Origin of the sequence: Streptomyces sp. NPDC006365 (genome assembly GCF_042870755.1) — a bacterium.
Taxonomy (GTDB): Bacteria; Actinomycetota; Actinomycetes; order Streptomycetales; family Streptomycetaceae; genus Streptomyces; species Streptomyces xiangluensis.
The window spans coordinates 1-26,754 of record NZ_JBIAHS010000003.1 but is presented as its reverse complement, the minus strand read 5'-3'; the positions used below and the strand labels follow the sequence as shown (position 1 = coordinate 26,754).

Annotated in this window: 30 protein-coding genes and 4 pseudogenes; 21 read left to right on the top strand and 13 right to left on the bottom strand. The window is 67.6% G+C overall.

The annotated features are described in order from the left end of the window. Positions 1-55: 55 nt before the first annotated feature. Together ACFYO0_RS09170 and ACFYO0_RS09165 are read right to left on the bottom strand one after the other, a co-directional pair. The gene (locus tag ACFYO0_RS09170; protein WP_388672848.1) at positions 56-613 is read right to left on the bottom strand and encodes a helicase associated domain-containing protein; all 558 of its coding nucleotides are present in this window, start codon (positions 611-613) and stop codon (positions 56-58) included. A gap of 238 nt (positions 614-851) precedes the next feature. Beyond that, positions 852-1,466, bottom strand: a complete 615-nt coding sequence (locus tag ACFYO0_RS09165; RefSeq protein WP_388672846.1) for an ester cyclase — start codon at positions 1,464-1,466, stop codon at positions 852-854. Positions 1,467-1,558: 92 nt separating this feature from the next. On the opposite strand from ACFYO0_RS09165, the gene ACFYO0_RS09160 reads away from it, so the two are divergent. From ACFYO0_RS09160 to ACFYO0_RS09135, 6 genes are all read left to right on the top strand, one after another. Next, positions 1,559-2,020, top strand: a complete 462-nt coding sequence (locus tag ACFYO0_RS09160; RefSeq protein ID WP_388672844.1) for a MarR family winged helix-turn-helix transcriptional regulator — start codon at positions 1,559-1,561, stop codon at positions 2,018-2,020. Positions 2,021-2,272: 252 nt separating this feature from the next. Beyond that, positions 2,273-2,530: a hypothetical protein gene (locus tag ACFYO0_RS09155; RefSeq protein ID WP_388672842.1), complete on the top strand. Its 258-nt coding sequence runs from the start codon at positions 2,273-2,275 to the stop codon at positions 2,528-2,530. Continuing rightward, on the top strand, positions 2,527-2,898 hold the full coding sequence (locus ACFYO0_RS09150) for a fic family toxin-antitoxin system, toxin component (protein WP_388672840.1): 372 nt from the start codon (positions 2,527-2,529) through the stop codon (positions 2,896-2,898). The genes ACFYO0_RS09155 and ACFYO0_RS09150 overlap by 4 nt, the downstream gene beginning before the upstream one ends. A 779-nt stretch (positions 2,899-3,677) precedes the next feature. After that, entirely contained in the window at positions 3,678-5,114 is a 1,437-nt protein-coding gene (locus ACFYO0_RS09145) for a carboxylesterase family protein (RefSeq protein ID WP_388672838.1), read from the top strand. Between the two features lie 112 nt (positions 5,115-5,226). Then, a complete protein-coding gene (locus ACFYO0_RS09140; RefSeq protein WP_388672836.1) occupies positions 5,227-6,249 on the top strand; it encodes an alcohol dehydrogenase catalytic domain-containing protein in 1,023 nt (340 codons plus the stop codon). A gap of 307 nt (positions 6,250-6,556) precedes the next feature. Further along, on the top strand, positions 6,557-6,736 hold the full coding sequence (locus ACFYO0_RS09135) for a hypothetical protein (RefSeq protein WP_388672834.1): 180 nt from the start codon (positions 6,557-6,559) through the stop codon (positions 6,734-6,736). Between the two features lie 28 nt (positions 6,737-6,764). On the opposite strand, the gene ACFYO0_RS09130 is transcribed toward ACFYO0_RS09135, so the two are convergent. Beyond that, positions 6,765-7,595, bottom strand: a complete 831-nt coding sequence (locus ACFYO0_RS09130) for a helix-turn-helix domain-containing protein (RefSeq protein ID WP_388672832.1) — start codon at positions 7,593-7,595, stop codon at positions 6,765-6,767. Positions 7,596-7,831: 236 nt separating this feature from the next. Here ACFYO0_RS09130 and ACFYO0_RS09125 point away from each other — a divergent pair, with 236 nt between their 5' ends. The 4 genes from ACFYO0_RS09125 to ACFYO0_RS09110 all read left to right on the top strand — a co-directional run bounded on the left by ACFYO0_RS09125 (position 7,832) and on the right by ACFYO0_RS09110 (position 10,571). Continuing rightward, positions 7,832-8,227 carry an MmcQ/YjbR family DNA-binding protein gene (locus ACFYO0_RS09125; RefSeq protein ID WP_388672830.1) on the top strand — a complete coding sequence of 132 codons (396 nt, stop codon included), beginning with the start codon at positions 7,832-7,834 and terminating at the stop codon, positions 8,225-8,227. Further along, complete coding sequence (locus ACFYO0_RS09120; RefSeq protein ID WP_388672828.1) at positions 8,224-8,592, top strand: MmcQ/YjbR family DNA-binding protein; 369 nt, start codon at positions 8,224-8,226, stop codon at positions 8,590-8,592. Before ACFYO0_RS09125 ends, ACFYO0_RS09120 begins: the two co-directional genes overlap by 4 nt. Positions 8,593-9,088: 496 nt before the next feature. After that, on the top strand, positions 9,089-9,844 hold the full coding sequence (locus ACFYO0_RS09115) for an SDR family oxidoreductase (RefSeq protein WP_388672826.1): 756 nt from the start codon (positions 9,089-9,091) through the stop codon (positions 9,842-9,844). A gap of 40 nt (positions 9,845-9,884) precedes the next feature. Then, the gene (locus ACFYO0_RS09110) at positions 9,885-10,571 is read left to right on the top strand and encodes a TetR/AcrR family transcriptional regulator (protein WP_388672824.1); all 687 of its coding nucleotides are present in this window, start codon (positions 9,885-9,887) and stop codon (positions 10,569-10,571) included. A gap of 218 nt (positions 10,572-10,789) precedes the next feature. Here the strand turns inward: ACFYO0_RS09110 and ACFYO0_RS09105 are convergent. Further along, positions 10,790-11,014: pseudogene (locus ACFYO0_RS09105) on the bottom strand (TetR/AcrR family transcriptional regulator); the annotation flags it as partial. Here ACFYO0_RS09105 and ACFYO0_RS09100 point away from each other — a divergent pair. The 4 genes and pseudogenes from ACFYO0_RS09100 to ACFYO0_RS09085 form a co-directional block, all read left to right on the top strand. Further along, positions 10,989-11,108 (top strand): annotated as a pseudogene (locus ACFYO0_RS09100) (TetR family transcriptional regulator); the annotation flags it as partial. The pseudogenes ACFYO0_RS09105 and ACFYO0_RS09100 overlap by 26 nt on opposite strands. Before the next feature lie 68 nt (positions 11,109-11,176). After that, the gene (locus ACFYO0_RS09095) at positions 11,177-11,299 is read left to right on the top strand and encodes a hypothetical protein (protein ID WP_388672822.1); all 123 of its coding nucleotides are present in this window, start codon (positions 11,177-11,179) and stop codon (positions 11,297-11,299) included. A gap of 23 nt (positions 11,300-11,322) precedes the next feature. After that, positions 11,323-11,586, top strand: a pseudogene (locus ACFYO0_RS09090) (hypothetical protein); the annotation flags it as partial. 73 nt (positions 11,587-11,659) lie between these two features. Further along, on the top strand, positions 11,660-12,685 hold the full coding sequence (locus ACFYO0_RS09085; RefSeq protein ID WP_388672820.1) for a cation:proton antiporter: 1,026 nt from the start codon (positions 11,660-11,662) through the stop codon (positions 12,683-12,685). 410 nt (positions 12,686-13,095) lie between these two features. Here the strand turns inward: ACFYO0_RS09085 and ACFYO0_RS09080 are convergent, their stop codons facing one another. The 4 genes from ACFYO0_RS09080 to ACFYO0_RS09065 form a co-directional block, all read right to left on the bottom strand. Beyond that, the gene (locus ACFYO0_RS09080; protein ID WP_388672818.1) at positions 13,096-13,380 is read right to left on the bottom strand and encodes a hypothetical protein; all 285 of its coding nucleotides are present in this window, start codon (positions 13,378-13,380) and stop codon (positions 13,096-13,098) included. Positions 13,381-13,519: 139 nt separating this feature from the next. Beyond that, positions 13,520-13,927 carry a helix-turn-helix domain-containing protein gene (locus tag ACFYO0_RS09075; RefSeq protein WP_388674194.1) on the bottom strand — a complete coding sequence of 136 codons (408 nt, stop codon included), beginning with the start codon at positions 13,925-13,927 and terminating at the stop codon, positions 13,520-13,522. A 32-nt stretch (positions 13,928-13,959) separates the two neighbouring features. Further along, entirely contained in the window at positions 13,960-14,430 is a 471-nt protein-coding gene (locus tag ACFYO0_RS09070; protein ID WP_388672816.1) for a hypothetical protein, read from the bottom strand. A 76-nt stretch (positions 14,431-14,506) separates the two neighbouring features. Next, the gene (locus ACFYO0_RS09065; RefSeq protein WP_388672814.1) at positions 14,507-15,067 is read right to left on the bottom strand and encodes a hypothetical protein; all 561 of its coding nucleotides are present in this window, start codon (positions 15,065-15,067) and stop codon (positions 14,507-14,509) included. Positions 15,068-15,565: 498 nt separating this feature from the next. On the opposite strand from ACFYO0_RS09065, the gene ACFYO0_RS09060 reads away from it, so the two are divergent. Next, on the top strand, positions 15,566-15,982 hold the full coding sequence (locus ACFYO0_RS09060; RefSeq protein WP_388672812.1) for an SgcJ/EcaC family oxidoreductase: 417 nt from the start codon (positions 15,566-15,568) through the stop codon (positions 15,980-15,982). Between the two features lie 280 nt (positions 15,983-16,262). Next, positions 16,263-16,628: an MFS transporter gene (locus ACFYO0_RS09055; protein ID WP_388672810.1), complete on the top strand. Its 366-nt coding sequence runs from the start codon at positions 16,263-16,265 to the stop codon at positions 16,626-16,628. A gap of 126 nt (positions 16,629-16,754) precedes the next feature. Here the strand turns inward: ACFYO0_RS09055 and ACFYO0_RS09050 are convergent, their stop codons facing one another. Then, positions 16,755-16,919, bottom strand: a complete 165-nt coding sequence (locus tag ACFYO0_RS09050; RefSeq protein ID WP_388674192.1) for a DUF6233 domain-containing protein — start codon at positions 16,917-16,919, stop codon at positions 16,755-16,757. Positions 16,920-16,998: 79 nt separating this feature from the next. Continuing rightward, on the bottom strand, positions 16,999-17,646 hold the full coding sequence (locus tag ACFYO0_RS09045; protein ID WP_388672808.1) for a TetR/AcrR family transcriptional regulator: 648 nt from the start codon (positions 17,644-17,646) through the stop codon (positions 16,999-17,001). A 116-nt stretch (positions 17,647-17,762) separates the two neighbouring features. Here ACFYO0_RS09045 and ACFYO0_RS09040 point away from each other — a divergent pair, with 116 nt between their 5' ends. Further along, positions 17,763-18,773, top strand: a complete 1,011-nt coding sequence (locus ACFYO0_RS09040; protein WP_388674190.1) for a hypothetical protein — start codon at positions 17,763-17,765, stop codon at positions 18,771-18,773. 537 nt (positions 18,774-19,310) lie between these two features. Here ACFYO0_RS09040 and ACFYO0_RS09035 read toward each other — a convergent pair. Next, positions 19,311-19,856, bottom strand: a complete 546-nt coding sequence (locus ACFYO0_RS09035) for a thioredoxin family protein (RefSeq protein ID WP_388672806.1) — start codon at positions 19,854-19,856, stop codon at positions 19,311-19,313. Between the two features lie 589 nt (positions 19,857-20,445). On the opposite strand from ACFYO0_RS09035, the gene ACFYO0_RS09030 reads away from it, so the two are divergent. Beyond that, on the top strand, positions 20,446-21,066 hold the full coding sequence (locus ACFYO0_RS09030; protein WP_388672804.1) for a hypothetical protein: 621 nt from the start codon (positions 20,446-20,448) through the stop codon (positions 21,064-21,066). A 94-nt stretch (positions 21,067-21,160) separates the two neighbouring features. Here ACFYO0_RS09030 and ACFYO0_RS09025 read toward each other — a convergent pair whose 3' ends face one another. After that, positions 21,161-21,418, bottom strand: a complete 258-nt coding sequence (locus ACFYO0_RS09025) for a hypothetical protein (protein WP_388672802.1) — start codon at positions 21,416-21,418, stop codon at positions 21,161-21,163. A 963-nt stretch (positions 21,419-22,381) separates the two neighbouring features. Here ACFYO0_RS09025 and ACFYO0_RS09020 point away from each other — a divergent pair. Both ACFYO0_RS09020 and ACFYO0_RS09015 read left to right on the top strand, forming a co-directional pair. Next, entirely contained in the window at positions 22,382-23,125 is a 744-nt protein-coding gene (locus ACFYO0_RS09020) for a nucleotidyltransferase domain-containing protein (RefSeq protein WP_388672800.1), read from the top strand. A 522-nt stretch (positions 23,126-23,647) separates the two neighbouring features. Beyond that, positions 23,648-24,955 carry an MFS transporter gene (locus ACFYO0_RS09015; protein WP_388672798.1) on the top strand — a complete coding sequence of 436 codons (1,308 nt, stop codon included), beginning with the start codon at positions 23,648-23,650 and terminating at the stop codon, positions 24,953-24,955. Between the two features lie 158 nt (positions 24,956-25,113). On the opposite strand, the pseudogene ACFYO0_RS09010 reads toward ACFYO0_RS09015, so the two are convergent. Continuing rightward, a pseudogene (locus tag ACFYO0_RS09010) lies at positions 25,114-25,560 on the bottom strand (transposase); the annotation flags it as partial. Positions 25,561-25,769: 209 nt separating this feature from the next. On the opposite strand from ACFYO0_RS09010, the gene ACFYO0_RS09005 reads away from it, so the two are divergent. Continuing rightward, positions 25,770-26,357 carry a DinB family protein gene (locus tag ACFYO0_RS09005; RefSeq protein WP_388672796.1) on the top strand — a complete coding sequence of 196 codons (588 nt, stop codon included), beginning with the start codon at positions 25,770-25,772 and terminating at the stop codon, positions 26,355-26,357. Positions 26,358-26,754 lie beyond the last annotated feature (397 nt).

Genomic DNA, 26,754 nt, shown 5'->3' with positions numbered 1-26,754 from the left:
TGGGCTGGGTCCTGCCGGGTGACGAGGGAAGGTCCGTTCAGGCGGTGCGCAGCGGCTAGACGATCCCGAGGACCTGCTCACACATCCACTGCTGCACGGTCGTGAGCTTGTCCCAGCCGAAACGGACCGACTTCACCCACCGACCGAGGTCCTCGCCCTGGTGCACGACGTCGCCCGGTTCGGTGGGCTGTTCGCCGTCCTGTTCGATGTGCTGGCGGGTGAGGTGGAAGGCGCGCTGCCATTCCACGGGCCATACGGGGCACCAGGAGGGGGCGATGTCCTCCAGCTGTTCGCGCCGCTCCTGCGACAGCGCGCCGGCCGACGATTCGACCGGGACCCCTCGGCACGCCGCTGCTCGATCTCGGCAGCCTTCCACGCGGCGGCCCGCGCGTTCGTCAGAAAAGATGCCCACCTTGGTGCCCTGGTAGGTGGCGTCCAACGACGCCAGGAGGTGGCCGTGCTCGGCAGCCCACCCGCGCGCCGCCGCCAGGCCCTCCTCCCACGCGACGTCGAAATACGACCATTCGGGCGTCTGCTGTTCGGTGCGGACGCGGACCTGCACGGACTGCGCCGGCCGGACCGCGCCGGTCCTCGCGATGGCGACCACGGACACGGCATGCGCTGCTGCCGCTACCGGGGCCGGCCGAAGGCGCACCTGCAACACATCCTCACGGCGATCGCCGTGAACAGTGAGCGCCTCAGCGGCCTGCCACCGGCCGGCGAAGCACCCCCACCCCGGCCGCCGACCGCCTTCCAGAACTTCCTGGACCAGCACGGGATCCCCCGGTTGAACTCCTGGCGAGCCGCCAGCGGCTGACCTCGACGGCTCCAAGATCCCCGAAGAGTCAAGCTCAGGCCAGGCCGACCTGTCGTTGCATGGTCAGCTGGTCGAAGAAGAGGAACTCCTTTTCCATGACGCCGCCCTTGTTCAGGACGCCGATGGTGCACATGTGCAGGGCGAACGGCTTGCCTGTCGGCTGGATGACACCGCCCTTGCCGTCCGGCATCGGGCCGGTGAACGTGCCCTCCCACACGCCGGTCACCGCGACGAAGTTGCCCTTGGCGATGCGGACGGGGTGCACCTCGATCTTGATGTCGGGTGCCCACAGGAACTGGGCCTTCATGTCCTCGATGTGGATGTCCAGGCCGTCGGTGTAGTGGCCGTCGGGCCAGTGGACGCGCACGTCCTGGTCGTGGCTCTCGTCGAAGCGGTCCCAGTCCTGGTGGGAGTAGACGTCGAAGTCGGCGACGTCGAACATCTCCAGGTTGCGGCGCTCCTCACGGGTGAGGTGCCTGGGCCACGGGTACTCCTCGCGGGTCTTGACGGGGTCGCCCATCTTGAAATCGCTCAGGTGGCGGTAGTGGTCCGCGGCCTCGGCCGGGGTACCGCCGTCGAGGACTGTGGTGAGCGCCAGGGCGCCGAAAGCGGCTCCGGCGCCGCCCCTGAGTACGGCACGACGATCCATGAGTCATCACTCCCTAATGATCCGAAAAAACTTGCCTGCGCACACAATTACAGAACTTGGTTGCGCACACAAGTAATGCCTAGGATGGGGGCATGACCGACGACAGCGACAGGCCCGTCCCTCTCACCGCTGACGAGTACGCCCTGGTCAAGGCGCTCCGTCCCGCCATGGCCGCCCTGACCCGCGCCTTCGACGCGAACCTGCACCCCCTGGGCCTGACACATGCCGAGTACGTCGCGTTGATGTTCCTGTCCGAAGCCGAAGGGCGTGCTCTACGCCTGGGCGACCTGGCCGAGCTGTGCCATCAGTCCGCCTCCCACATGGGGCGTACCGTGCAGCGGCTCCAGGCCGAAGGGCTGGCCGTACGGGAGCAGTGCAGCCAGGACGCCCGTTCCTTCCGGGCGGTCCTCACCGACGCCGGTCTGGCCCGCCTGGAACGGGCCTGGCCGGTCCATATCGCGGGCGTCCGCAATCAGCTGTTCGACCAGCTCGAAGGCATCGACCTGGGCAAGCTCGCGGCCGCGTTCCAGCGCATCGTCGACGCAGCCGACTGACCGCGCGCCACGGAATGCCCGCCGGTGAAAGGACGACAACGAGAACGAAAGCGGTGCCTGATGGCCGTTGTGCGTGGCACACCCGTTTAAATCCCCACTCCGGACGGCATCGCCTACGCCTACCTGGCATGACCTCCTTGAGAGCGCTAAGACTTGCTGATGGTGAAGCGGCCAGCGGCCGGGATCTCGCAGGCGCGCGCGGCGGCACTGTGCAACAGCCCCCTCCTGCTACCACCCTGCTACCATGCGGGTGTGACTTCCACGAAGAAGCAGACTCAGGTCCGGCTGGACGAGGACGTCCTCGCAGCCGGCAAGGGCGCCGCGCATGCTCGCGGGCTGGACTTCAACAAGTACGTGGAGCGGCTCATCATCGAGGACACCACCGGCGCCCGCGCCGCTGGTATGACGGCCGCCCAGCGGTTCATCGATGAGCACGGCACGTTCCTCGACGACCTGGAGCAGCAGTTCGACGCCCCGTACGCCGAGCCGCAGCCGGGCGCCGCCGCGTGATCCTGCACGTCGACGAATCCTGGATCCTCGAAGTCGCCGAACGGGCCGGCCACCGTGACCCGGCCGCCGACGACTACGGCGTGCCCCTCGCCGCCGTCGCCCGCCACCGCGGCGAACTCATCGACACCCCCGTCTACGACGGCCCGTACGCCCGCGCCGCCGCCCTGGTACACACGCTGGGCCGCTGCCGCTGGCTGGAGCGCTCGAACCTCACCGTCGCCTGCGCCGTCGCCGTCATGTACCTCGAGGCCAGCAACATCCCCGTCAACCCCACCCGCGAACAGCTCACGGCACTCGCCCACGAGTTGAGCAACCCGCGCTGCACCGCCGCCCGAATCGCCTCGTTCCTGCGCACCTGGAAACCCTGATCCCGGACCGGGCGTTGATCACCTCAGGCCAAGCGGTGCGGGCGATGAAGTGGTGGGGTGCGGCGTTCTGGAAGTCGGTGAGCCCCTACTCGGTCAGGCAGTTCAGTAACTCCCTTGATCGCCAATCGCTGCTGCGGCTGACCGCTCTCGCTCCGTCACGGGCGTGAGCCGAGGTGGGAGGCGCGGCAGGCCAGGGCCTTTGAGGGCGACGGCATGGGCGGGGATGGTGACGACGGCGAGGACCAGGGCGGGAGGAAGTCGAAGTCCTTTGTCCGCTAGGGGCCCCGGAAGCCGTGTCCGGCGATGTCCTCGGGGTCCTCGTGCAAGCTGGTGTCCGCTTGCAGGGTGGGGTGGGCGATCTTCGCGCCGACGTAGTCGACGGGGATGACGGGGTCTCCCTTGGAGTAGATCTCGCCGAACCAGGGGTGATCAGGTCCGGTGGTGGACCTCGTAGTGGATGTGGGCCAGGTAGAGGCTGCGGCCCAGGGCCGCAGCGATCCCCTTCACCGGTGGCGCCGTGCTGTGCCTGCACGGCTGGCTTCCCCTGGCCAAGGTCCCCGGGCGCGCTGACGGCAGGACCTCAGACCGTCCAGGCCACCGCCGCGGCCTGGCTACGAGAAGGAGGTACAGAAAAGTGTCACCTGATGACCACCGGGTGACTGCTGTCCGCTCGGCGATTTACCGGAGTCCAGGGAATGCTTGGACAGCGTCACCGCGAGCGATCAGCCGCCGACACGCCGCGCGAAACACCCCGACCGCACCGGAAGGAATCTCACGCCATGACCGCGACCGCGCCCAAGGCTCCGACTGCACCAGGGGTGCGGTCCTGGTGGGGAATCCCGTTCGCCACCGCCGAGCGATACCGCCGCCCCGTGGTCGCGGATTTCGATCCGGACCGCCCCTATGACCGCAAGGGCGTCGTCTCTGTCCAGCCCGACAGCGGCGACTGGCTCGAAGCGGACAGCGGGACGGGCGAGGACTGCCTGAACCTGAACGTGTGGGCTCCCGAGCAGCCGGCCGGGAAGGCGCTCCCAGTCGCCGTGTACATCCATGGCGGCGGATTCGAGTACGGCGCGAACACGCAGATCACCTCGAACGCCGCCGGTCTCGCCGCGTCGGGGCGCGTGGTGAGCGTGTCGGTCAACTACCGGCTCGGCGCACTGGGCGCGCTCTCGCTGTCGCAGTACGGCGGGCGGCTCGCCGAGGCCAGCAACCTCGGCCTGCAGGACGTCATCGCCGCGCTTGCCTGGGTCAAGCAGAACATCGCCTCCTTCGGTGGCGACCCCGACGACGTCACCGTCTTCGGCCACAGCGCCGGCGCCTACTCCGCCCTCGGGCTGCTCGGAGCCTCCTCCGCGGACGGCCTGTACCGGCGACTGGCCGGATTCTCCGGCGCGCCCTCGCGTCTCGTCCCGGCCTGGTGGGCCGAGGAGCTCGCGGAGCGGTTCGTCACCGAACTCGGTGTCGCGGGCAACCCCGACAAGCTGATCGATCTCGACACGGCCTCCCTGGTGGCCGCCCTGCGCAAGGTCTGTCCGACGGATCTCGGAGTCCGGGGCGGGATGGACAACCAGAGCCTCGGCGTCGTCCTGGACGCCGAACAGCCCGGCTCGGTGCTGCACGCCCACCCCCTGGAAGTCCTGGCCTCGGGCTCGCACCGGGACGTCGACGTACTCCTGAGCACGGCCGGCGACGAGATGGGCTGGTGGGTGGCGAACGACCTCGACCGGTTCGACCCGCACACCGTCGACCGCGTCACCGACGAATTCGCGGGGTGGCGCATTCCCCGCTCCCGCGCCAAGAGGATCGTCGACATCTACGACCAGGGCGGCCGTACCCCTGCCGAGGTCCGCGCCGCGCTCCTGACGGACTACATTTTCACGCTCCCCGCCGCTCGCGGCGCTCTGGCCCACGCCGCCGCGGGCGGCAACGCCCATCTCCTCGCGATCGGGCCCGCCGAGGGCGCGCCCGCCGTGCACGGCACCGAGATGTACGCCCTGGTCGGCCAGGAACAGCCGGGCCGCAGCCCCGAACAGGCCGGCCGTGACACGCGTATCCGCGACATCGTGCTCGACTTCGTCACCGGCGAGCAGACCCGCCTGTGGCCCGCCGTCACGGACCGGCCCACCTCGGGAAGTGTCGGCAACCCTCCCTCCGAGCCCAGCGCCCACTACCAGGCGGTCCTCGACCTGTTCGAGAACATCGCCCGCCCCTGACGGCCGTCGGACGATACGGAACAGCGCAGGGCCACGGGCTGATCACCTGGGTTCCTGCGCCTGGAGCCCCGGCTGGGCCTTCCCACGGGGCGAGCACAGTAAGGAGCTCGGTATGAGCCAGCCGACAGCAGGCGGTGACGCCGCACCGGGGACGATGCGGGCCGTCGTCGTCACCCGGCCCGGCGACCTCGACGCACTGGAGATCAAGGATGTGCCGGTGCCCGTACGCAAGCCCGGCTGGGTGCGGATCAAGGTGAAGGCGTTCGGCCTCAACGAGTCAGAGGTCACCACCCGCAAGGGTGAGTCGGACGCGGTGGTCACCTACCCGCGTGTGCCCGGCATCGAGGGCGTCGGCGTGGTCGATGACGTCGACGAGAACGGTTCGCTGCGGCCGGGACAGCAGGTGGCCACGATGATGGGCGGCATGGGGCGCTCGTACGACGGCGCGTACGCCCAGTACGTGACTGTCCCCGCGGCACAGGTCATCCCGTTCGAGACCGGCCTGCCGTGGGAGGTCGTCGGTGCGCTGCCGGAGATGTTCCAGACCGCCTACGGATCGCTGACCACCGGCCTGGACCTCAAGGCCGGGCAGACGCTGCTGATCCGCGGCGGCACCTCCACGGTCGGGCTGAGCGCCGCCACGATCGCGAAGGACCTCGGAGCCACCGTGCTGTCCACCACCCGCAGCCCGGAGCGGGCCGGGGGACTGCGGGCCGCGGGCGTCGACCATCCCCTCGTCGACACCGGCACGATCGCCGACCAGGTGAGCGAGCTGATGCCGGAGGGTGTCGACGCCGTACTGGAACTGGTGGGCTGCTCGGTCCTCGCCGACACTCTCCGCATCGTTCGCCGGCACGGCACGGTCTGCTTCACCGGAGCCCTGGACGGCCAGTGGACGATCCCCGATTTCACCCCGTTCATGATCCCCAACGGGGTGCGCCTGACGTCCTACGGCGGTCAGGCCGCCGACCTCCCGGCCGACGTCTTCGCCCGCCAGCTCCAGGCCATCGCCGCAGGACGTCTCAAAGTCCCGGTCGCGAAGGTCTACCACGGCCTGGAACAGGTCCGTGACGCCCAGGCCGACCTCGAGTCCGGCACCACGCCGGGCAAGCACGTCGTCGTCCTGGACGACTGAGACCTGGGCAACTGAGAAACGACAACCAACCACCCACGATGCGCGACGGTCGACAACGGCCGGCCACAGCATCCGTAAGAGGAACTGGCAGAGGAGTGGGAGAAGTCCTTCAACGAACGGTGGAGCGTCGGCGACAACCACGGCTACCTCGACAACTACCCCGAGGAGATCAGCTACTTCGACCCGATCCTCAAGGAACTGGTCGTGGGACGCGACAAGGTCATCGCACACCTCGAGTCGATCTACTCGAACCCGCACATCGTGCGCAGTGAGTACCTCTACCCGGCGGTGAGCGTCGCCGACAGCGGTGACTTCGCGGTCCTGGCCCTACAACCTGAACACCTGTGTCCGCGACGGCAACGGCAGCGAACGGCAACGGCGCGCCTGGAACGCCACCGAGGCGTACCGGCTGTTCGACGGCGAGTGGTGCATCGTGCACTCCCATTGGGCGTTCACGCAGACCGCGAAGGGAGCCCTCGCCTCCTGACGGGCAAGGGGTCTCCGCCGCGTTTCCGTCACGCGTCGGTCCTCGCTGCGCGGGCCGCGAAGGCGGCCGGGGTGAGACCGCTGCGGTCGCGGAAGAAGCGGCCGAAGTTCGCGGGATCGGTGAAGCCGAGGTGGACGGCCACAGTCCGGGCATCCCACCGGGCACCTCCCAGCAGGCGCCGGGCTTCCAGGAGGCGCCGCTCGTCGATGAGTTCGCGTACTCCCTTGCCGGTGGCGTCCCGGGTGGCGCGGCTGAGGGTGCGGACCGAGCAGCCGAGCAACTCGGCGTAGTCCGCGGCTTGGTGCAGTTCGCGGAAGTGCAGCTCCAAGGCGTCCAGGAACCGCCCGTACCTGTCGGCACGGCCCGTGCCGGCCGTGGCCGTGCCGATGGGAGCGATGCCCGGGGAGTTGGCCAGGCGCAGCAGCAGCGATTCGAGCAGGCTGCGCCGCAGGGCGTGGTGGGTGTCGAGGGGGCGGCGCCCCAGTGCGCGGTGTTCGTCCAGGAGTTGGAGTGCCGTCTGCTGGAGCCAGGCGGTGTCGTCGGGGTGCGGGGTGAGCACGGCAGGGGCGTCGTGCGCGGTGAGCGGGGCCAGGAGACGGGCGAGGTCGGGCCGCAGCACGTCCGGTTCGAACAGGATGAACGGGCCGTGGGCCGCGCCGGGCGGATGCCAGCGCTGCGCGTGCCCGGGACGCACCCATAGCCACTGGCCGGGGGCGACGGTCCGCGTGACGTGGTCGACGTCGTGCCGCAGCTCACCCTCGGTGACCCCGATGAGGTAGTGGAAGGTGGCACGGCCCGGACGGGGCGGGTTCCACGGCCAGTCGTCGTGCTGGGCGAAGAAGTCCTCGACGGTACTCACCTCAAGGCCGTAGGGAGTACCGACCGGGGGCTGGAAACCGTACAGCGGAACCGCAGCTGGTCCGGCCGCGGTTCCGCCCGGCCCGGAGTGTCGCTTGTCGACCATCACGTGTCCGCAGCCTACCGCCCTTCCAGTCGGCTTCGACGGAAGGATGGGACGTGCCACCGCGCCCGCGCGGCGCGCCCTCCGCCTCCTTCGATGCCACGTCCGTCACCACTTGAGAAGGCGCACCACCCATGAACGGATTGGCCCTGCACAAGACCGCCGCCGACTGCGCGGAGGAACTCCCCGGAGCCCGGCTGGAGCATCCCTTCGGCCCGGACTGGGAGGTCTACAAGGTAGGCGGCAAGGTGTTCATGCTGATGACCGACGTCCCGGGGCGGCCCGTCGTGATCCTCAAGGCGGACCCCGGCGAGGCCCACGCCCTGCGGGAGCAGTACAGCCACATCACCCCCGGCTACCACATGAACAAGAAGCACTGGATCACGCTGGAGAGCGGAGAAGGTGTCGACAGGGAGCTCGTCGTTGAGCTCGTCACCGACTCCTACCGGCTCGTCGTCGCCCACCTGCCCAAGGCCGAGCGGCCTGTCGACCCGCACACCTACGGCACCGGCGCACGGGCGGCCCGGTGAGCGCGGCCGGTGACCGGCTCCAGGACACCGCCCGCCAGGCGGCCCTGGCCCTCCCCGACGTCAGCCACGGATACCCCTTCACCCCGGGACTCGACGTGTACAGGGTCGCGGGGAAAATGTTCCTGATCGTCACCGACGACCCGGACGAGCAGATCATCACGGTCAAGTGCGAACCCGAACACGCCCGCGCGCACGTACGCGGCTACGCCTCGATCACACCGGGCCGCTACCTCGACAAACGCCACTGGATCTCACTGGGGCCGGGACCCGGCATCACCGAGCGACTGATCACCGACGCGGTCGAAGATTCCTACGGCCTGGTCGCCGAGCGGCTGCCGCGACGCGACCGCCCCAGTGCCCGATGAGCGCCGCGAGCTTCCCTGCGAACGGCTGAGCCCTCGCTCGTCAGTGTCCCGTGCAAGGGCTCGCCCCGTCCGCACACGTTTCGCCTGCGACCCGAGAGACCGATGGAACCGACCGTAGTGACCCTGGCGCTCTTCGACGAGGAGCCCTCCCGGCCAGTCGCCGACCGCCTGCGCCCCACAAAGCTGGAAGACGTCGTCGGGCAGGACCACCTCCTGACCGCGGACGCCGCAGCTGGGCCCGCATGCTCGCCCAGCAGCGCCTCAGCTCCACCCACCTGCGGGGCCGCCCGGCGTCGGGAAGACCACCGTCGCCCGGCTCCTCGCGGACGGCAGCGACAAGGCCTTCGAGCCGGTGTCGGCCACCTTCTCCGGCGTGGCCGAACGGCTCCATGCCACCAATGGTAAGTGGATCGACTTGCCTCAAGGGTGGTGCGGGAGTTACCTTCGAGTGGTGAGTCCATCGACTTACCTTACGCCTCGGCAAGGAACAATGAACATGAATCGTCTTGCGGGCAAGCGCGCCCTCATCACCGGCGGCACGAGTGGGATCGGTCTGGAGACCGCGCAGCGTTTTGTCGCGGAGGGGGCCGACGTGCTGGTCACAGGTGTCACACCGGCCAGCATCGACAAGGCGCGGCAGATCCTCGGGGACAAGGTGCCAGTGGTGCAGGCCGATGCGCGCGATCTCGATGCGCAGCGCGGTCTGGCGGAGCGGGTGCGTGAGCACTTCGGGGAGCTGGACGTGGCGTTCCTGAACGCCGGAGTCTCGGACTGGCGGCCGTTCGAGGACCACACGGAGGACAGTTTCGACCGGCTCTTCGACATCAACGTCAAGAGCGTCTTCTTTCTCACACAGGCCCTGGTGCCCGTGCTGGCCAACCCGTCCTCGGTCATCCTCAACGCGTCCAACAGCGCGCACGGCGGCTACGGGCAGTCGAACGCCTACGCCGCGACGAAGGCGGCTGTCGGCTCCCTGATGCGGTCGTGGAACGCGGACCTGCTCAGGTCGCACGGCATCCGGTTCAACGCGGTCAGCCCCGGTCCGGTGGACACCCCGCTGTACTCCAAGCTCGGGATCGAGGACCCCGCGGTGCAGGCGGCGGTCCTGGAGGGGATCAGCTCCGGCATCCCGCTGGGTCGCATGGGTATGCCCGAGGAGGTCGCGGAAGCCGTCGTGTACCTGGCCTCCGATGTCTCCGCCTTCGCTGTGGGCCAGGACCTTATCCTGGACGGAGGCCAGACCGTCCTCTGACATCGAGGATGCGGCTGGGAGACGGGCGAGGGGCGTGGGTATGTCGGTGGCCGACCGAGCGGAAGCCGGTGGCGATACGTGCCGGGCCGGGTATCACGCGCAGATCAAAGCGGAGAACCGCGCGCGCATCATCCGCGCCGCCCGCGACCTCTTCCTCGCCCAGGGATACGACAAAACCTCCCTTGCCCAGATCGCCAAGGAGGCCCGCGTCTCGACCGGCACCCTCTTCAAGCGGTACCCCTCCAAGGCTGCACTGTTCGCGGCCGTCACCTCCGAACAGTGGCAGCTGGATGTGCAGTACGCCGAACCGCCCCCGCCCGGTGATCCCCGGTACGGGCTGGACCACATCGGCCGTGACTACGCCTGCCTGGTCTCGCGGCCCGGCACGGCGGCGCTGTGCCGCCTCATCATCACCGAACTTCCCCAGATGCCGGAACTCGCCGACATCGTCGGCACCGGCTTCGCCATCGACCGCGGCCCCTTCTTCGACCGGCTCCGCGACTACCTGGAAGCCGAAGCGCAGGCCGGCACACTCGACTTCCGTTCGGCCGACGGACAGCCACAGTCGGCATCCGCAGTGGCCGAACAGTTCCTCGGCATGATCTGCAGCCAGTTCCTGTGGCCTCAACTCGTACGGACCGACTTCGTCCCGCCCGACCCCACCGACGCCGCGATCGTGGACGAAGCCGTCGCCCTCATGCTCACCCGCTATCGCACCGGATCCTGAACCCCGGACTATCAGTTCACGCTGCCAGGACCCCGACACGTCGCCCTGCGGAACATCCCTTGGTATCCGATCGCTCCGTGGGCTGCGTGACGTGTTCCGGCACACCATCAGCCGCGCCTGATGCCAACTCCTGTACCTACCCCGGTCCCTCGGGGCGCGAGCGGCGGCAAGAGTGGGGCCCCACGGTCAGGATGAGCGCAGAAGAGAGGCGTGAGAGCAATGCCCTTGGCGGCCTCCTCGAAGGTGCGCCCGGTGTCCTCCATGCACCGCTGAGCCGCCGCGAGGAAGATCGCCTTCTTGCCTGGGAAGAGCCGGAAGAGACACGGCTGCGAGACACCGACTCGCTTGGCGATCGCCTCGGTCGACGTGCCGTGGTAGCCACCGCGGGCGAACTCGGCGGTCGCCGCCCGGATGAAGGACGGTGAAGAGGCCCCGCACGCCATGGCGAACGCGTACACCAAGGTTATCGCCGATCAGCCTGAGCGCCTGATGATGCAGATGCAGACGTGCGTCGCGGTGGCCGAGAAGGAGGGCGACCGCATGCGCCGCCTACTGCCCGATTCAGCGTTCGACGCTTTCATCACCAGGCAGTTCCCTTCACCGCCATGACCTACCCGAACGTGTTCGCGGTGGTCGTAGCGCCGGACGACGCGCGCTGGCCGACCGTCCTCGGTCCCTCCGCGTACCGCGCCTTGCGCGGCCGCCTCGCCGCCGACGGCCCGCACTAGCCCTCCGTCCCCGCACGTCCCTGATGTCTACGGGAGTTGTTGTGCACCACACGACCTTTCTGGCCGCCACGACGGACAAGAACCTCGAACTCGTCCTACGGGTCCTGCCCGCGATCGTGGTCATCATGGCGGCCTCGGCCCTCTGCGGACGCCTCGCCATGCTGGTCAAACAGCCGCGGGTGCTCGGGGAGATGGTCGCCGGCGTCCTGCTCGGTCCCACCCTGTTCGGCGTGCTCTTCCCCGCAGCGCAGAAGGCGGTCTTCACCCCTGAGGTGAAGCCCATCCTCTACGTCCTGAGCACCATCGGCCTGACGCTCTTCATGTTCCTGGTCGGCGCCGGCCTCGATCACGAGGGCGGCAATGGCAAGAAGGACACCAAGAACGCCGCCGACCGTCTCCGGCATCGTCCCGTCCCTGCTGCTCGGCGCCGGAGCCGCCCCCCTGCTCTACGACCGGCTCTCCCGCCCCGACGTCACCCCCTTCGAGTTCGCACTATTCGTCGGCGGTGCCCTGTCGATCACGGCCTTCCCGATGCTCGCCCGCATCCTCTACGAGCGGCGGCTGCAGAACTCGCCCATTGGCCGCATGACCCTGCTCGGCGCCTCCCTCGACGACGCCGCCGCCTGGTGCTTCCTCGCCGTGCTGTCGGCCATGCACACCGGAGCCGGAGCCCTGCACGTCCTGCGCACCATAGCCCTCACGGCACTGTTCGCCCTTGTCATGCTGACCGTCGTAGCCCGCCTGCTGCGCCCGATGGGCGCACGGGTCGAGCGCACCGGCCACTTCGGCTTCGACCAGATGTACGTCATCGTCGGCATCGTCCTGCTGGCCGGACTGTTCACCGACTACATCGGCATCTACTCCGTCTTCGGCGGCTTCATCGCCGGACTCGCCATGCCCCGCAACCCCGCCTTCCGCGAGGCCGTGCACAGCCGCATGATGGACCTCGTCTGCGTCCTGCTCCTGCCGATCTTCTTCGCCTTCTCCGGCCTCAACACCGAACTCGGCGGAATCGCCGGATGGGCCATGATCGGCCCGTTCCTGCTGATCTTCGCGGCGGGCTTCATCGGCAAATACGCGGGCTGCGCCCTCGCCATGCGGGGCGTCGGTTTCTCCTGGCGCGAGTCCTGGGCGGTCGGCGGGCTGATGAACGCTCGCGGCCTGATGATCCTCAACTTCATCAACATCGGCCTCGCCCAGGGCATGATCACCAAGGACGTCTTCTCCATGCTGGTTCTGGTCGCGGTCATCACCACCGCCGGCGCCATGCCGCTGTACCGCTGGGCGCTGCCCGAGCGGCTCGAACGACAGATGTCCCCTCCGGCACCGGAGTCCAAGGTCGCCTCCGGATCGATCTCGCCCGAGGCAGAGCCCGCTCAGGCCTGAACCACCGACCGGCCGAACGCGGAGGCGTGCGGCCAGCTACCGGAATTCATCCGTAGTGCACCGGGGTTCAGCCCGGTGGTGAAGCAGGTCTTGTCGTTGCGCCTCGGAGAGGCGCGGTTGTCACTCCTTCATTCACAATGTGAATTCCTTTAATGTGCGGGTCGATGCCAAGGCCGCCAACATGTCAGCTCGCTCTGCATCCGCCGACCGCCCCGGGACCGGGAAATCAGCCCCCTATCACCACGGCGACCTCCGACGGGCGCTGACCGACGCCGCCCTGGACCTGATCGGCGAACGGGGACCGAAGGGCTTCACCCTCACCGAGGTTGCTCGGCGCGCGGGCGGTACGCCGAAGCCCTGGGGCTTACGTGACTACGGAGCGGCATCCCACCGGGACTCTGCCCACCGGCCTACTCGCCCGGCGGGACTCGAACGAAGCCCTCGGTCCAATCGTCCTCATCGAGCTCGCAGGCGTCGAAGTAGAAGCACTCCGGTTCATCACGGAAGCCTGGTAGCAGTCGAGCCTGACGCACACGTTCTTCAACCCGTTCTTGGGTTGAGTAGATACCGAGCAGCTTTACGTCGTCGCCGTCCGCCTCGTCGCAGAACACGCCGCTCTCATCGACGTGCACTGTCGAGCCGTCGTCGCCAGCTTCGTTCTGGTGGCCGACATGCCACAGGGGATACACGATCACGGACCAGAAGCTATCAGCACGCGAGTTCGTGGGGCCTGCGAGGCTCGGCGCCCCTCACCTCCTGGGGCCTCACGAACAGAAACCGGGCATCAACACGACTTCGCCGAGGCCCTGATCGGCCCCCGCTGACGAATCGAGGCTAATGCGGGCCTTCTCCAGATGGAGCCGGAGGGGCTACGCCTTTGGATTGGGTGCCTGCTTGCTCAGCGCGATATCGTCCTGGCGTGAAACCAGCATAGCGCGAGAATCGAGTCGTGAAAGTTCCGACGCTGCTGTAGCCAACTCGTCGTACGATTTCGGCGACACTTAACGTCGTAGACTCAAGCAAATGCATCGCTTGCTGTATTCGCACGCGACCAAGGAATTTGACGGGAGTTACACCGATCTCACGCTGGAAGATTCGACAGAAATGAAACTTGCTCAATCCGGCTATCAGTGCCAACTCGTCAAGAGATAGAGGCTCGCAATAGCGAGTTCGAATTGCTGCAAGTGAGCGTCCTACTGATTCGTTGACCTCTTCAGCTGCTATGCCGCCGTGTACTTCCATACAGCGTCCCGTTTTGTTCCTGTCCATCGCACTCAATGATTCCTCAGCGTATGTGCTATCCCCCGCGAAGCGGTCAGACCTAGCGGGTCTCCAGATGACGACTGGGGTGAGGCGCGGCGTGGCGCAGGAGGGGGCATCAGCTCGCGTTTGGCGACGAGAACGAGGAGGGCATAGCCGGACAGCAGTAGCGCGACGGTAAAGATCCACTCGTAGGAGTTCGAAGGGTCGTAGACGCGGCCGGGGCTGCCAAAGTCGACGGCCTTGATCTCCTGGCCGTCCGTGAGGCTGCCGCGGCTGCCTCCGGAGAAGGCGACCGGCGTGCGTGTGAGCGCACCTTCAGCCGAGCGGAACGTGCCGGACCACGAGCACGTCTCGTGGCCGGAATGGCGAACGCAGGACAGTTGTTCTGCGGTGAAGATGCCGGCTACACCCTCGGTGGTCGCCGCGCGCAGGGCATTGCCCATGTTGGGCAGCGTCACGCCCAGCAGCAGGAGCGCCGTCATGAACAACACAAGGGACACCACCCCGGATTGCCGCCTGGGCTGTCTGCTCTCTGCCCCGTTCATTCGGCTGCGCCGCTCAGGCCGGCACGGCGCAGGTGCACTGTGCCGTCGCATTGTCGGCGCGGTGGCTCCGCGTGTGCAGCATCATGGCGACCACCATGGGCAGAGTCACCACTGTGTTGTAGAACAGGTGCAACTCCACCCGCGGCACGAACAGTTGGATGACGCTGGCCGGCGCGGCCTTGCCAAACAGGTACGACCCGGCGAGTGCCTGCACCAGCAGCAGCCCGTGCTCGAAGTGGTGCCACACCTGAATACCTAGCGCGGTGTTCCACCAGGTACGTGACGCTCCCGTGAACCCCGGCCGTAGCAACACGAAGCCGCCGAGCATGATCAGCGCGTAGCCGTAGTGCATCCACTCCGACGTGACCAGCCAGGGGAAGGGAACGCCGAGGACCCCCCTGGCGTCCGGAACCGGCCAGCCCAGCAAGTAGACCTGTATGGCCTGGGCCATATGCTCCGCCCAATGGGCGAGGACAATGACGAGGAAAACCCTCAGCCCTGTCTGGTGATGCCTGCTGTTGAGCGTGTCGATGCCGCTTCGGATCCCATACGACACCGTGGTACCAGCTGACATGGGGCACCCTCCGTAGTCCGGCTTGGATACCTAATCCCAGCAAGCGGTGTACACGGCGGTCTTCTTGCAGCGTGCCCAGTTGCCGCCCGAGTGCAGCGCCGGGCTTTGTCATCGGTGGAAATCCTGACCGGCCTCGGCGCCAGTTCGCTACACACGGGGGACGTCTTCGGTCCTCATGGCTGGCCGACGCATGCTTCTCCCGTCGTGCCGGCGTGGTGGTCTGCCGTCCCCGAAGTCGTCATGCTCCGCAGGCTCCGGGGCGGCTACGCCGCTCTCTGCGACTCCTACACCTCCAGGCCCGAGGTACCCGACCAGACAGGCAAGCCCGCCAGCTGCGAATCGCTGCCGTCCGGGCGCTGCCATACCGCCCAAGAAATGTCTCGGTGGGCGCGATGAGTTCTGCCCCCGCCGCCGGTATGTATCCGTGGAGCCGCACATGACTCCCGGTGAGCCGCAGGCCGCGGTGAGCCGCACCAGCACGACGAAGCGAGGCAAACCTTGACTGCGAACCAGACGCGTGCGGCTGATGAGACCGCCATCCTCAAGGTACTCAAGGGTGTCTACGAGGCCTGGAACGCGAACGACGCTGACGCGTTCGTGGCCGAGTACACCGAGGACGCCAGCGCGATCCTGCCCGGGTCCTACCGAAAGTCCCGGGACGAGATTCGCGCGAGCATGGAGGTCGGGTTCAGCAGCTTCCTGAAGGGCTCCACCACCACCGACAAGGTGCTGAACGTCCGCTTCATCAACGACGACGCCGCCGTGGTCGTCAGCGAGACGGGCGTCCTCTTCCCGGGCGAGACCGAGGTGCCGGACGAGCGGCTTGTGATCGCGACCTGGGTGCTCACCCGCCAGGACGGTAGTTGGCTGCTTGCGGCCTACCAGAACTCCCCATCTGTCATGAGCATGCCCTGAGACTGTTATCGGGCCCGGTGCCCCGTCGTCCGTCGTCGCGGAAGCGGGGCGCCTGGCCGGCTGGGCCCAGCCAGGCGGAGGCGAGCCCCCCGACCGAGGACCAGGCTTCGAGCGCCTCACTCCAGTCCGCGGCAACGCATCACGAGCCGGGAGCCCCCAGCCCCCATCACCTTGATGAGCCACCGTCTCCGCCAAGTTTTCGTGACGGGCACGCCAGTGCGCTCTTGAATCTGGATAACCCATGTTCGAATAAGGCACCGCCGGGAGAATGGAGATAAATATGAGCGCCAAAGAGACGGTTTTGCCAACCGTCACTCCGCTATCGACCGGAGCGCGCACGGGCCGGATCATGCTCATCGTGCTGTTGCTTGGCGAGTTTATGACCGTGATCGACGTATTCATCGTGAACGTGGCTATGCCGCAGATTGAGTCAGAACTGAACGCTTCAGGCGCTGCGCTTCAGATGGTCGTCGGTGGGTACACGATCGCCTTTGCGATGCTCTTGATTACCGGGGCTCGCCTCGGTGACCAATATGGTTATCGCCGTATGTTCCTGCTGGGCGCGGCCACGAGCCCGCCCTGGACGGCCTGCGGGATACCGCGCGGGCGCTCAGCGGTGGCGTTTTCCACAGATCAGGAAAAGTGACACAGCTTTTCAGGCGCTGCACAGGCCGAGGGAGGCAGAGCCCTCACCTTCTGGATGAAGGGTGGCCCAGCCGGCCTCGGCGTCGTCCAGGTGACCGGAACCGCCGTGCGCCCCCACCGGTCGCTGTTAAGTCGAGGATGCGCAGCTGGACGTCGGGCTGGCAGTGGCGGCAGCGCGTAGCCCGGCGGCGAGCAGGCGGCGGGCTTCGTCACGACTGATCGTGCGGCGTCGTGTGCCTGCCATGTAGCAGTCGCCGGCGTGAACCTGGACAGGAGGTCGGCCCGCGTCGATGCCGAGTTCGACGATCCAGTCCGGTATGGGCGGGCGTGGGGGCCGCTGGAAGACGTCACGCCGGGGCCGCTGGACAACGTCACGGCCACTCGGCGGCGTCGAACGCGGGCGCGAGTGGGGCCAGTGCCGCGCGGAGTTGGTCGGGCAGTGAGCCGGAGGGCACGACCAGTCCTCCGGCGCCGAAACTCCCGGCGGTCCCCGCGTTCCCGGTCGGCTGGAGCCAGCCTTCCAACGCGATGCGAACCGCCGCGGCCACGCTCGCCGCGAGAACGCGGGCTGTGTGCGCTCCGGCGTCACCTAGGCGTTCGGCGATCACCGCCGTGAGAGGGGGCTCGATGTCGGCGGTGGTGTCGAGGAACGCGTCGCGCAGCGCGGGCCGGGTGGTGATCAGCAGCAACGCCTCGTGTTCGCGCTCACCGGTGTTCGTGTACTGCTCGACCACTGCTTCGGTGACGGCGTCAGCCAGGCGCACTCCTGCGGGCCGGGCCGCGACCGCCGCCGCGATCCGCGCCTCCCGGTCCGCGGTGACAGCGGAGACGATCGCCTGCTCGCGGCTGGCGAAGTAGTTGTTGTAGGTGCGCGGCGAGACCCCGGCCGCTTCGGCGATGTCCTCGACCCGCACCTGGTCGGGGCCGCGCTCCACGGCCAGGCGCAGGGCTGCCTTGCGAAGCGCCTCGCGTGTGGCCTGCTTCTTCCGCTCCCGCAGCCCTGGTGGTGGTGTCGACACGGTGTCAGCGTTCCACACAGGGCTGCGTGCCCGCAAATTTGCGTGCACGCACTTTTCCTGTCAGCCTCGACCCGACCGGGACCGACGGAGAGGACGTCACCATGCGAGCAAGAGGAATGACCTACGACACCGGATTCGTCGTGCACGGCCAGATATCCCGCGAGCACTTCGACCCCGCGGTGGTCCGGCGCGAGCTCGCCATCATCCGCGACGACCTGCACTGCAACGCGATCCAGATCATCGGCGGCGACCCGGACCGACTGGAGCTGGCCGCCGGTGCCGCCGCCGAACTCGGCCTGGAGGTCTGGTTCTCGCCGTATCCGCTGGAGCTGGATCCGGAGCAGATCCTCACGCTCTTCCGCGACTGCGCCGAGCGGGCGGAACGACTCCGGCAGCAGGGGGCCACAGTCGTGTTCGTCGCAGGGGTCGAGCTGAGCGTGATGAACCGCGGGTTCCTGCCCGGAGAGAGCCCCGAGAAGCGGGTCGAGCAGCTGATGGGCCGACCCGGGCGGCGCGCCGAAGCGATGCGCGAGCTCGGCGTGCGCATCAACGCATTCCTCCGCGACGCCGCGGCCACGGTCCGCGAGCGCTTCCAGGGCAAGCTCACCTACGCATCCATCCAGTTCGAGCAGGTCGACTGGACTCCCTTCGACATTGCGACGTTCGAGCTGATCCGCTCCGCCGAGGTCGCCGACCGGTTCCGGGACGCGGTGGGCATCCTGGCCCAAGGCCCCAAGCCGCTCGCCATCACCGGGTTCGGCACCGCGGCCTACCGCGGCGCGGGAGATCGCGGTGGGCGGGTGCTGGAAGTGGTCGAGTACGACCCAGAGACCAAGGCCCCTGTACGACTGAACGGCACATACGAGCGTGACGAGGCCGGCCAGGCCGCATATCTGAGCGAACTGCTGGAGATCTTCGAGACCGAGGGCGTGGACAGCGCGTTCGTGTTCTTGTTCGCCCTGCCTGGCTACCCGCACCGCCCGGGCGGCGACCCCAGGGACGATCTGGACCGGGCCGGCCTGGGCATCGTCAAACTCCTCGAAAGGCGCCGGGGGCAGACCTACCCCGACATGGAATGGGAGCCCAAGGCCGCCTTCGCGGCAGTGGCGCAGCGGTATCGGAGGTGACAGGCCCCGCACACGGTGACCACGGCTCGGGATCTGCACTGCGCCGCTGTGCAGATCCCGAGCAAGTCTGGTAAAAGCCCAGGGCCTCGGACAAGGCGGAATCGTCCGTTTCGGCACCCTCGAACGCGGCGCTGCCCAGGTGTGCCCAGCAGTCAATCTGCCGTGGGTCCTCGCGCACGGCTGCGAGCAGTACCTCCCGGTAAGCTGCGTCGTTCCCTGTGCGCTCCCGCAGACCAAGTGCGCGGTCAACAGGCGGTGATCCTTCCCCGACATACGGATCGGGCATCCGGTAGCACGGCCGCGGCCCGGCCTCGCGCACCGCACGCCACCAGGCCCACGTCGGCTTGCCGACGGAATCGGCGGCGGCTGAGGGGCGCGCGCCCCACCCACACTCCGAGCGTGGATCGTAGTCCTCGCCGCCGAAGGCCGGGCCGGCCAGGCCCGTGCCGACCGCATGCGGCACGGACCCTTGCATGGCGTCCTCGCGGCTACGCCGTCGCCCGCTCCAACCCGAGGGCGGCCAATTCGTGGGGGCGGTCACTGTCGCCATTTGATGGAGCAGCCCAGGCTTGGCCGGTGGGGCTCGGGTACCGGTTCACCGGCCAGGACGTGCCTGATCGCGTTGTCCAGCAGTGCACCAGTGACCGGCTTGCCGCTTCCGGGTGTGGAGTCGTCCATTGCGCCGCGGTAGGCCAACCGGTGCTGGGCGTCGTAGAGGAAGAAATCCGGTGTGCAGGCGGCCCGGTAGGCCCGGGCGACGGTTTGGTCTGTATCCACCAGGTACGAGAAGCTCCACCCCGCCCGCCGGGCCTGCTCGGCCAGATGCTCGGGCCGGTCGTCCGGATACGCGTCGGTGTCGTTGGCACATACGCCCACCACCGCCAGGTTGGGGTGGCCCTCGAGCAGCCTTCCGAGTTCGGCCTCGATGTGGCGTACGTACGGGCAGTGGTTGCACAGGAATGCGACCAGCATCCCAGGTGCAGCGGCGAAGTCGTCCCGGCGGACCGTTCGACCTGACAGGTCGGGCAACGCGAAGTCCGGCGCGGGTGTACCCAGGGGCACTATCTGTGAGGAGACGGCCATGCAGGCGATCCTACGGAGCTTGCGGCCGCGACTTTCGTTCCGGCTCGCCCACCTTGGCGACTTCACCAGGACTCTTCGGCAGGGAGGAAGGATGACCTGTACGCCCACGGCTGGGTCCGCGCCCCACAGCCCGCAGCGCCCGCCAGCCAACCGGCCCGAGCTGAATCGGACCACGCTGCAGGCACTATGGGGCGTCTTCACCCGCCCAGTGCGATGGCGTCCCTATCACCACGGCTGGCCATTTCGCTGGGTGTAGTGCCGTGACCGAATAGGTCCACCGGGTTGGGAGCGTAGGAATCCGCAACACGCCTCTCCTCGAAATCCAGTGGTCACGTTGGCTTGGGGCAAGAAGAGTCCCTGGTCATGACCCCGCTAACCCCCTGGTTGCTTGCGGGCCTTCGGTTGACCACGCCGCGCCTGGAGCTGCGGTTGCCGAACCTGGATGATCTCGCCGCGTTGGCTTCATTGGCCGCCGATGGTGTGCATGACCCGGCGGTGCAGCCGTTCACCGTGGCATGGACCGATGTCGGGCCCGAACAGCGTGCTCGGAGTGTCATGCAGTACCACTGGCGCTGCAGGGGGGAAGCCGGTGCTGACGGAGGCCGTCGCCGGGGCGATCCTCAACCACCCGCGCTTCGTGGTCGCTACCCCGGACTCGCCGCGCGAGGACACAATCACCGTCCAGAGCCGGTGCGGGATCCGCTACCGATTGACCCTGGACCTCGACCTCGTTGACCCCGGCTCTCAGGAGCCGTCGACCCCGGCTGCGGACGTCGCGTCCGCCGTCGACCGGGTCCTCATGCGCAACCCCAGCGATGCCGAGCGCGCCACCGCCGAACTCCTCAACTACATCTCCGCCACGTGGCAGAAGCAGGACATTCCGCTGCGTGAGCACCACAGGGCGTCACCCGCTCCCTCACGACCGCCGGGAGCCGCAATGGCCGTGACCCAGCTCCCCGCGCCCCAGCCGTACTTCACGTCCTGGCGGGACGTCCCGACCGGGATCTGTGCGACCGCCGCCCAGCTCAAGACCATGGACCTGCCCCGTCAGCCGGGCCCGCCCGCCGCCACCGTCGACGGCCAGGACGGCATCGGCCGGAGCATGACGATCACCCTGTACCGCATCGACCAGCCGCTGCCGACCGCGTCCACGGCCGCCCAGCTGGTCGCCGCCCGCGCCCGGTCCCTGAACATCACCTGGCTCGGATAGCCACCCGTCGACAACGCCCCGGCTCCGGCATTGCAGCTGCCGGAGCCGGGGTGTTTCGCATCGTAGGCGTGGCCGTACCGCTTCAGCTTTTCATTTAACCCCCCTCGGGGGTGATGTAGTCGCCCCAGCCGAAAGTGGCGACGTAAGTCAGTCGAACGACTTCTCCGCCGTGTCCGCCCCTGATGCGGATGATGGTCAGCGCGAGGATGAACCAGGCCGTGAAGCACCCCGCGACGATCAAAGTCCAGCGAGCTCCCGAGAAACTGGCAATGACGACCAGGGCAATGGTCGTGACGACCAGTCCGATGTGGCCACCGCCGAAATCCGTGCTGGACCTGCGACCGCCTGTCATCAGAGCCCCCCGAAGATCACACCGGTCTGCGTCAGAGCAGACTACGGGGCTCTGCTATCTCACTCGGGTCGCCTATGTACGGTCAGGGATGAGGCGCGTGCGATACGGCGATGGCGGTGGAGTCGGGCCGCAGGCCCCCGCCCGGGCGGGCAGGGGAGCGGCGCCTGTCGTCGACGGGTTGGATGCGGTGTTCACGCGATTCCTCTCGCCCGTGGTGTGCCGACCACGGCCACGTCATCAACACCGAGCCCGAACGATCGCCCACCCCGGCACGGACGTTCTGATCGAGGGCCCTTGCACAGGGACTTCATTCGGCTGAGTCATGACCGCCTGCGCGTCTAGAAGACCCGCAGGCGGCAGGTCTTCCCCCACGCAGGATGTTCAAGAGTCAGCAGTCGGTTGACCGAAGGAGTTCACCTGAGTTGGCACGCCCGTCTTCTCTTCCACCACGCCACCCCGGCCACCCTTCGACCCTGAACTGCCCCCCGCGCTCGAAGCGATGGGCGCGGCGCCGGGCGGATCGGCGACTGCCCTGTCCGTGGCGACGCTGCCAGTGATGCGGAGCATGCTCGGTGAGAGCCCCGTTCCGGGGCAACCGGAGGCAGACCTGACGGCCGGTAGGCTGGTCACCGTCGAGGACCGTCAGGTGCCCGGTCCCCCCGGTGGGCCCGACCTCACTGTGCTCATCCTGCGTCCTGCTGAGGCCCAGGGACCCGTCCCGGGCATATATTCAGAGCCCAAGACCAGCGATCGCGGGTGAGCTCGCAGGAGCCGCAGGGCTGCGCCCCGGAACCCCTTGTTCGGACTACGGGGGGGGCGCACGTACCCGTGCGGCGGGCGTGCATCATCCACGCGAGCGATCTCTCGACGACCCGGCGTCAGTGCGTGTTTGAGTACATGATGGTGGTCCCAGATTGCCTGGAGTCTGGAGACGAGGTCTCTGGCCTGGCACGATGAACGCCTATGAGTGATCAAGAAGCTGCGCTAGCTCAGGCTGGTCGCCTGGTAGGAGAACTGTTCCCACAGGCGCTCGGGGCTGTTCTCGGCGGGTCAGCTGCCCAGGGCTGTTCCACTCCGACCAGCGACCTCGACATCGGTGTCCTCCTCGCAGACTCCGCCGGAAGCGGCCGGGAGGTGATCCGCCACGAAGGACGCCTTGTGGAACTGTTCCTCAACTCCGTGGGGGATTTGCCCGAGTTCTTCGAGTGGGACCGTGCTCGCCGCCGGGCGACCGTGGTCTTCATCTATGCCCAAGGGGTAACGCTGACTGACCCTGATGGCCACGTGGCCCGCACTTGTCAGCTCGCACAAGAGATTGTCGCCCTGGGGCCACCGCCCCTGACAGCAGAGCAGTGGCGCCACGGCCGATATGTGCTGACCTGCTACTTCGACGACCTGGTTGACACCCCGCCCTCAAGCCGCCATGAGCAGCTTGTCATCGCTGACCACGTGCTTCGGGAAGCTGCCGAACTCCTCACTGCCCACCATGGTGCGTGGACAGGAATCGGCAAGTGGCTGCCCCGCCGGCTCGTGGCGGCGGACCCAGATCTGGGAACGGCGCTGTTGGACGGATACCAGGCTGTGGCAGAACGGGCCGATCCAACCCGATTGGCAGCCAAGGTTAAGGAGCTCCTGGGTCTGATCGGCGGGCCACTGCGAGAGGGGTACTCGCACCGGTGGCAGGCATACGAAGCAAGCGGAACCTGACGCCGTTCAGTGCTTCCTCGTCCAGTCTGAGCGGGTGTTTTTCTTCCTAGCGCGTTGAAGCACGGCGCCGCTCCGGAGACGCTAGACAGGCGTGGACGACGAGCCGACTTCGCCTGGTGGCAGCGGCAGCGGCGGCGACAGCTCGGCCGGGACGACCCTGCCCCGTCGAGGACACCGACGGATTTCACTGATCAGCGCACACGGACGCGGGTTTCCGTTGAGGCCGGTGCCGCTCCGAGATCCAGGTGGTCAGCAGATCTGTCTTCATCCGTGCGACTCGGTCAATTCCCTGTGCCAGGCCACCCATTGCGAACGGATCGTCGTGGCGGAGGGCCGGTGCCCGAGGGGACGATGCGTGGAGGTGCCGGGTGGTCATCCCGGCGAAGTGTTGGAGGCGCTGCTTGTGAACACCGCATCGCGGTGCGCCTCGCTATGCGCGCCAGACGCTGACCACTTCGCTTCGCCCACCGGCTGACGTGCTTCGTTCGCGGTGGGCGCTTCCCCTTATGGGAGACCACCGTAGTGCCCGAAGACTTCTCGACGGGTGATCGCCGTCCTCTGACAACGGTTCTTGCCGCCAACCTCGTTTCGATCACTGGGAATTGCCTCACGTACATGGGCGTGCCGTGGTTCGTGCTGCAGAGCACGGGCAGTGCCGCCAAGGCCGGGATCGTCGCGTTCTGCACACTGCTGCCCGCAGTGCTCGCTGCGCTCGTCGGCAGTCCGGTCATCGACCGGATCGGGCGACGGCGGGTGAGTGCTGCCTCGGATCTCGCCTGCGGAGTCGCCGTTGCCACGATCCCGCTGCTGCAGTTCGCCGGCATCCTGCAGTTCTGGATGCTGGGCGTGCTGATGGCGATGACAGGGCTGTTCCGTTCGCCGGGTGAAACTGCCCGCGGCGTGCTGTGGCCCACGCTCGCCGAACGCGCCGGAATGCCGCTGACCAAGGCTGCCGGGTTGTACGACGGTGCAGCACGCTGTGCGGCGCTGACTGGATCCGCTCTCGGAGGTGTGCTCATCGCCGTACTCGGTGCCGTACTCGGTGCCGAAAACGTCCTGTTGGTGGATGCCGCGACCTTCGCCGTGTCCGCGCCGCTGTTCGCGTTCGGGGTGCGCGGCCTGCCCGAGGCGCAGGCCCAACAGCGGGCGGAGCCGGCGTCGCTGCGTGCCTACCGTCGTGAACTCGCGGAAGGGTATCGCTTCGTGGCGGCCACGCCGTTGCTGCTGAGCCTGTGCCTGATGACGATGGTCACCAGGGGCCTCGACCAAGGGTGGAGCGCCGTGCTCCTCCCCGTGCATGCGCGTGAGGAGCTTGATGGTTCCATCGATCTCGGTCTGCTGAACGCGGCATTCGGGGTCTGCGCACTCACGGGGGCGCTGGTCTATGGGGCGGTGGGCAGCCGCTGGTGGCCAGTGTTCACGCTCGCGTTTCTCATCGTGGGCCTACCGTGCTTCGTGGTGGGCGCCTTCACCGACACCTTCACGCCGCTGGCCGTAATCATGGCGATTGAGGGCCTCGCCTGCGGGGTGCTCAACCCGATCATGGCCACAGTGACGTATGAGACGGTGCCGGAGGAACTGCGCAGCCGCGTGCTGAGTGCGACGACGGCCTCGGTCCAGCTGGTCACTCCGCTGGGCGGACTGGCTGCGGGTTTCCTCGTGGATTCGGTCGGCCTGTCCTCCCCCCTGCTGACGGTTGGCGGTGTGTATCTGCTCGCCACGTTGTGCCCGGTGATCTTCCCGGCCTGGAGGCAGATGGACAGGACCGGTACACCCCACGACAGGGCGGAGGGCTCGTTGCCGCAGGGTTCGGGGTCGAAGCGGGTGTAGTCACGCTGACGGCCGTTTCGGCGCTGTTCACAAACACTTGACGTCGGTGCTCCCCGTCGCCTGATCAGGCGACGGGCCTGGTCTATCTTCGTCCGGCTGTCGGTTCGGGGGCCTGTGCGGGTCAGGCGCCGGGTCATGAGGGTGATGAATGCCCGGTTCAGGCGTGCCTCGGCGTGCTGCGGAAGCCGTTCGTAGTCCCTCACGTTGCGGCGGGCGTTCATGATCCAGCCGATCGACCGCTCGACTTTCCAACGGCGGGGCAGCACGACGAAGCCCCTGGTCCCCTTGGGACGCAGGACGGGCCGCAGGGACAACCAAAGGTGATCGGCGCTCCAACTGGGCAGCACGTCACGGGCGTAGGCCGAGTCGGCCCAGATCTGAGTGATCTGCGGGTGGGTGAGCCGCAGGCTCCAGAGCAGGTCTCTGGTCATGACCTCGTCACGGGCGTCGCCGGCGGTGACCGTGATCATTACAGGCAGGCCGAGAGTGTCTACAGCGATGTGTCTCTTGCGGCCGTTGATTTCCTTGCCCGCGTCATAGCCTCGGCTGTCCTTGCCGACGGTGGAGGCCGCCTTCACGGACTGGGAGTCAACGATCAGTGTCACCGGGAAGGGGCAGCGGCCCTTGCCCCGTGCGTATCCGTCGCCGCAGCTCGTCGCGGATGAAGGCCACCGCTCCGGCCCGGTTCCACCGCCAGAAGAACCCGCAAACGGTCTGCCAGGGCGTTCTGTGGAATGAGATTTGTCAAGGTTGCAGCCCTTTTACCGTGAGAAAAAGCAGTGCACGGTGATCACGCGAACGGGACACTGGTTCGATGACCGAGTCAGACGCGAAGGCGGATCTCCGTCTCTACTTGCAGGACGCCCGTGACGCGCTGTTGTGGAAGCTGGAAGGCTTGTCGGACTACGGCATCCGCCGACCCATGACTGCGACAGGTACGAACCTGCTGGGGCTGGTCAAGCACCTGACCGGTGCCGAAGCGGCGTATTTCGGCGAGACCTTCGGCCGGCCGGTTGAGGCGCCGCCGCTCTGGATCGTGGGGGCTGCCGAGCCGAACGCTGACCTGTGGGCGACCGCCGACGAGACACGTGAGCAGATCGTCGACGATTACCGCCGGGTGTGCGCTCACTCGGACGTGACGATCGAGTCGCTTCCCCTCGACGCTGTCGGCCAGGTGCCCTGGGGTCCGCGGCCTGAGCTGCCACTCCGCCGGATTCTTGTCCACATGATCGCCGAGACTCAGCGGCATGCTGGGCATGCCGACATCGTCCGTGAACTCATCGACGGGACCACCGGACAGCGGCCCGGGAGCGACAACACGGCGCCCGGCGACTTGGCCTGGTGGGAGGAGTACCGAAGCCGGCTGGAGCAGGTGGCCAAGGAGTCAGACTCAGGCTCGTAGCTCAATTCCGATAGCGGGTCTGTACGGTCCCCTCTGCATCAGGTGTCATCCCCTGATCGGGATCGCCCGTTGAGACAGCCGCAGCCGCGTGGGGTGCCGCGCAGCGCGAAGAGCCGCTGATGGAGGTTGCGCGCCCGTATCGGTCCCTCCTGTGGGGCGGTGAAGAGGCCGGTCTGATCACGGCTGAAAAGTGACGGTGCGGTGCTACAGTCAGCCAGCCTTTCGGTCCCCACTTCGAGAGGGGGCGTCGATGACCGGAAGGAAAAGGAGGGGTTTTCCTTTGCCAGGAAGACGTTTGCGTAAGAAGCCGTATCTCAACCGATCTTGGAACGTGTGGATCGAACGGAGTTCCTGGTCGGGTGATCTTCCGTCGGTACGCGCATGAAGGCAGGGCCTC

Bases quoted from the DNA above. Each gene is read 5' to 3' on its own strand.
- ACFYO0_RS09165 (WP_388672846.1), bottom strand. From the start codon at position 1,466: ATGGATCGTCGTGCCGTACTCAGGGGCGGCGCCGGAGCCGCTTTCGGC.
- ACFYO0_RS09160 (WP_388672844.1), top strand. From the start codon at position 1,559: ATGACCGACGACAGCGACAGGCCCGTCCCTCTCACCGCTGACGAGTAC.
- ACFYO0_RS09145 (WP_388672838.1), top strand. From the start codon at position 3,678: ATGACCGCGACCGCGCCCAAGGCTCCGACTGCACCAGGGGTGCGGTCC.
- ACFYO0_RS09140 (WP_388672836.1), top strand. From the start codon at position 5,227: ATGAGCCAGCCGACAGCAGGCGGTGACGCCGCACCGGGGACGATGCGG.
- ACFYO0_RS09125 (WP_388672830.1), top strand. From the start codon at position 7,832: ATGAACGGATTGGCCCTGCACAAGACCGCCGCCGACTGCGCGGAGGAA.
- ACFYO0_RS09115 (WP_388672826.1), top strand. From the start codon at position 9,089: ATGAATCGTCTTGCGGGCAAGCGCGCCCTCATCACCGGCGGCACGAGT.
- ACFYO0_RS09110 (WP_388672824.1), top strand. From the start codon at position 9,885: ATGTCGGTGGCCGACCGAGCGGAAGCCGGTGGCGATACGTGCCGGGCC.
- ACFYO0_RS09095 (WP_388672822.1), top strand. From the start codon at position 11,177: ATGACCTACCCGAACGTGTTCGCGGTGGTCGTAGCGCCGGACGACGCG.
- ACFYO0_RS09085 (WP_388672820.1), top strand. From the start codon at position 11,660: ATGGCAAGAAGGACACCAAGAACGCCGCCGACCGTCTCCGGCATCGTC.
- ACFYO0_RS09075 (WP_388674194.1), bottom strand. From the start codon at position 13,927: ATGGAAGTACACGGCGGCATAGCAGCTGAAGAGGTCAACGAATCAGTA.
- ACFYO0_RS09070 (WP_388672816.1), bottom strand. From the start codon at position 14,430: ATGACGGCGCTCCTGCTGCTGGGCGTGACGCTGCCCAACATGGGCAAT.
- ACFYO0_RS09065 (WP_388672814.1), bottom strand. From the start codon at position 15,067: ATGTCAGCTGGTACCACGGTGTCGTATGGGATCCGAAGCGGCATCGAC.
- ACFYO0_RS09055 (WP_388672810.1), top strand. From the start codon at position 16,263: ATGAGCGCCAAAGAGACGGTTTTGCCAACCGTCACTCCGCTATCGACC.
- ACFYO0_RS09040 (WP_388674190.1), top strand. From the start codon at position 17,763: ATGACCTACGACACCGGATTCGTCGTGCACGGCCAGATATCCCGCGAG.
- ACFYO0_RS09035 (WP_388672806.1), bottom strand. From the start codon at position 19,856: ATGGCCGTCTCCTCACAGATAGTGCCCCTGGGTACACCCGCGCCGGAC.
- ACFYO0_RS09025 (WP_388672802.1), bottom strand. From the start codon at position 21,418: ATGACAGGCGGTCGCAGGTCCAGCACGGATTTCGGCGGTGGCCACATC.
- ACFYO0_RS09020 (WP_388672800.1), top strand. From the start codon at position 22,382: ATGAGTGATCAAGAAGCTGCGCTAGCTCAGGCTGGTCGCCTGGTAGGA.
- ACFYO0_RS09005 (WP_388672796.1), top strand. From the start codon at position 25,770: ATGACCGAGTCAGACGCGAAGGCGGATCTCCGTCTCTACTTGCAGGAC.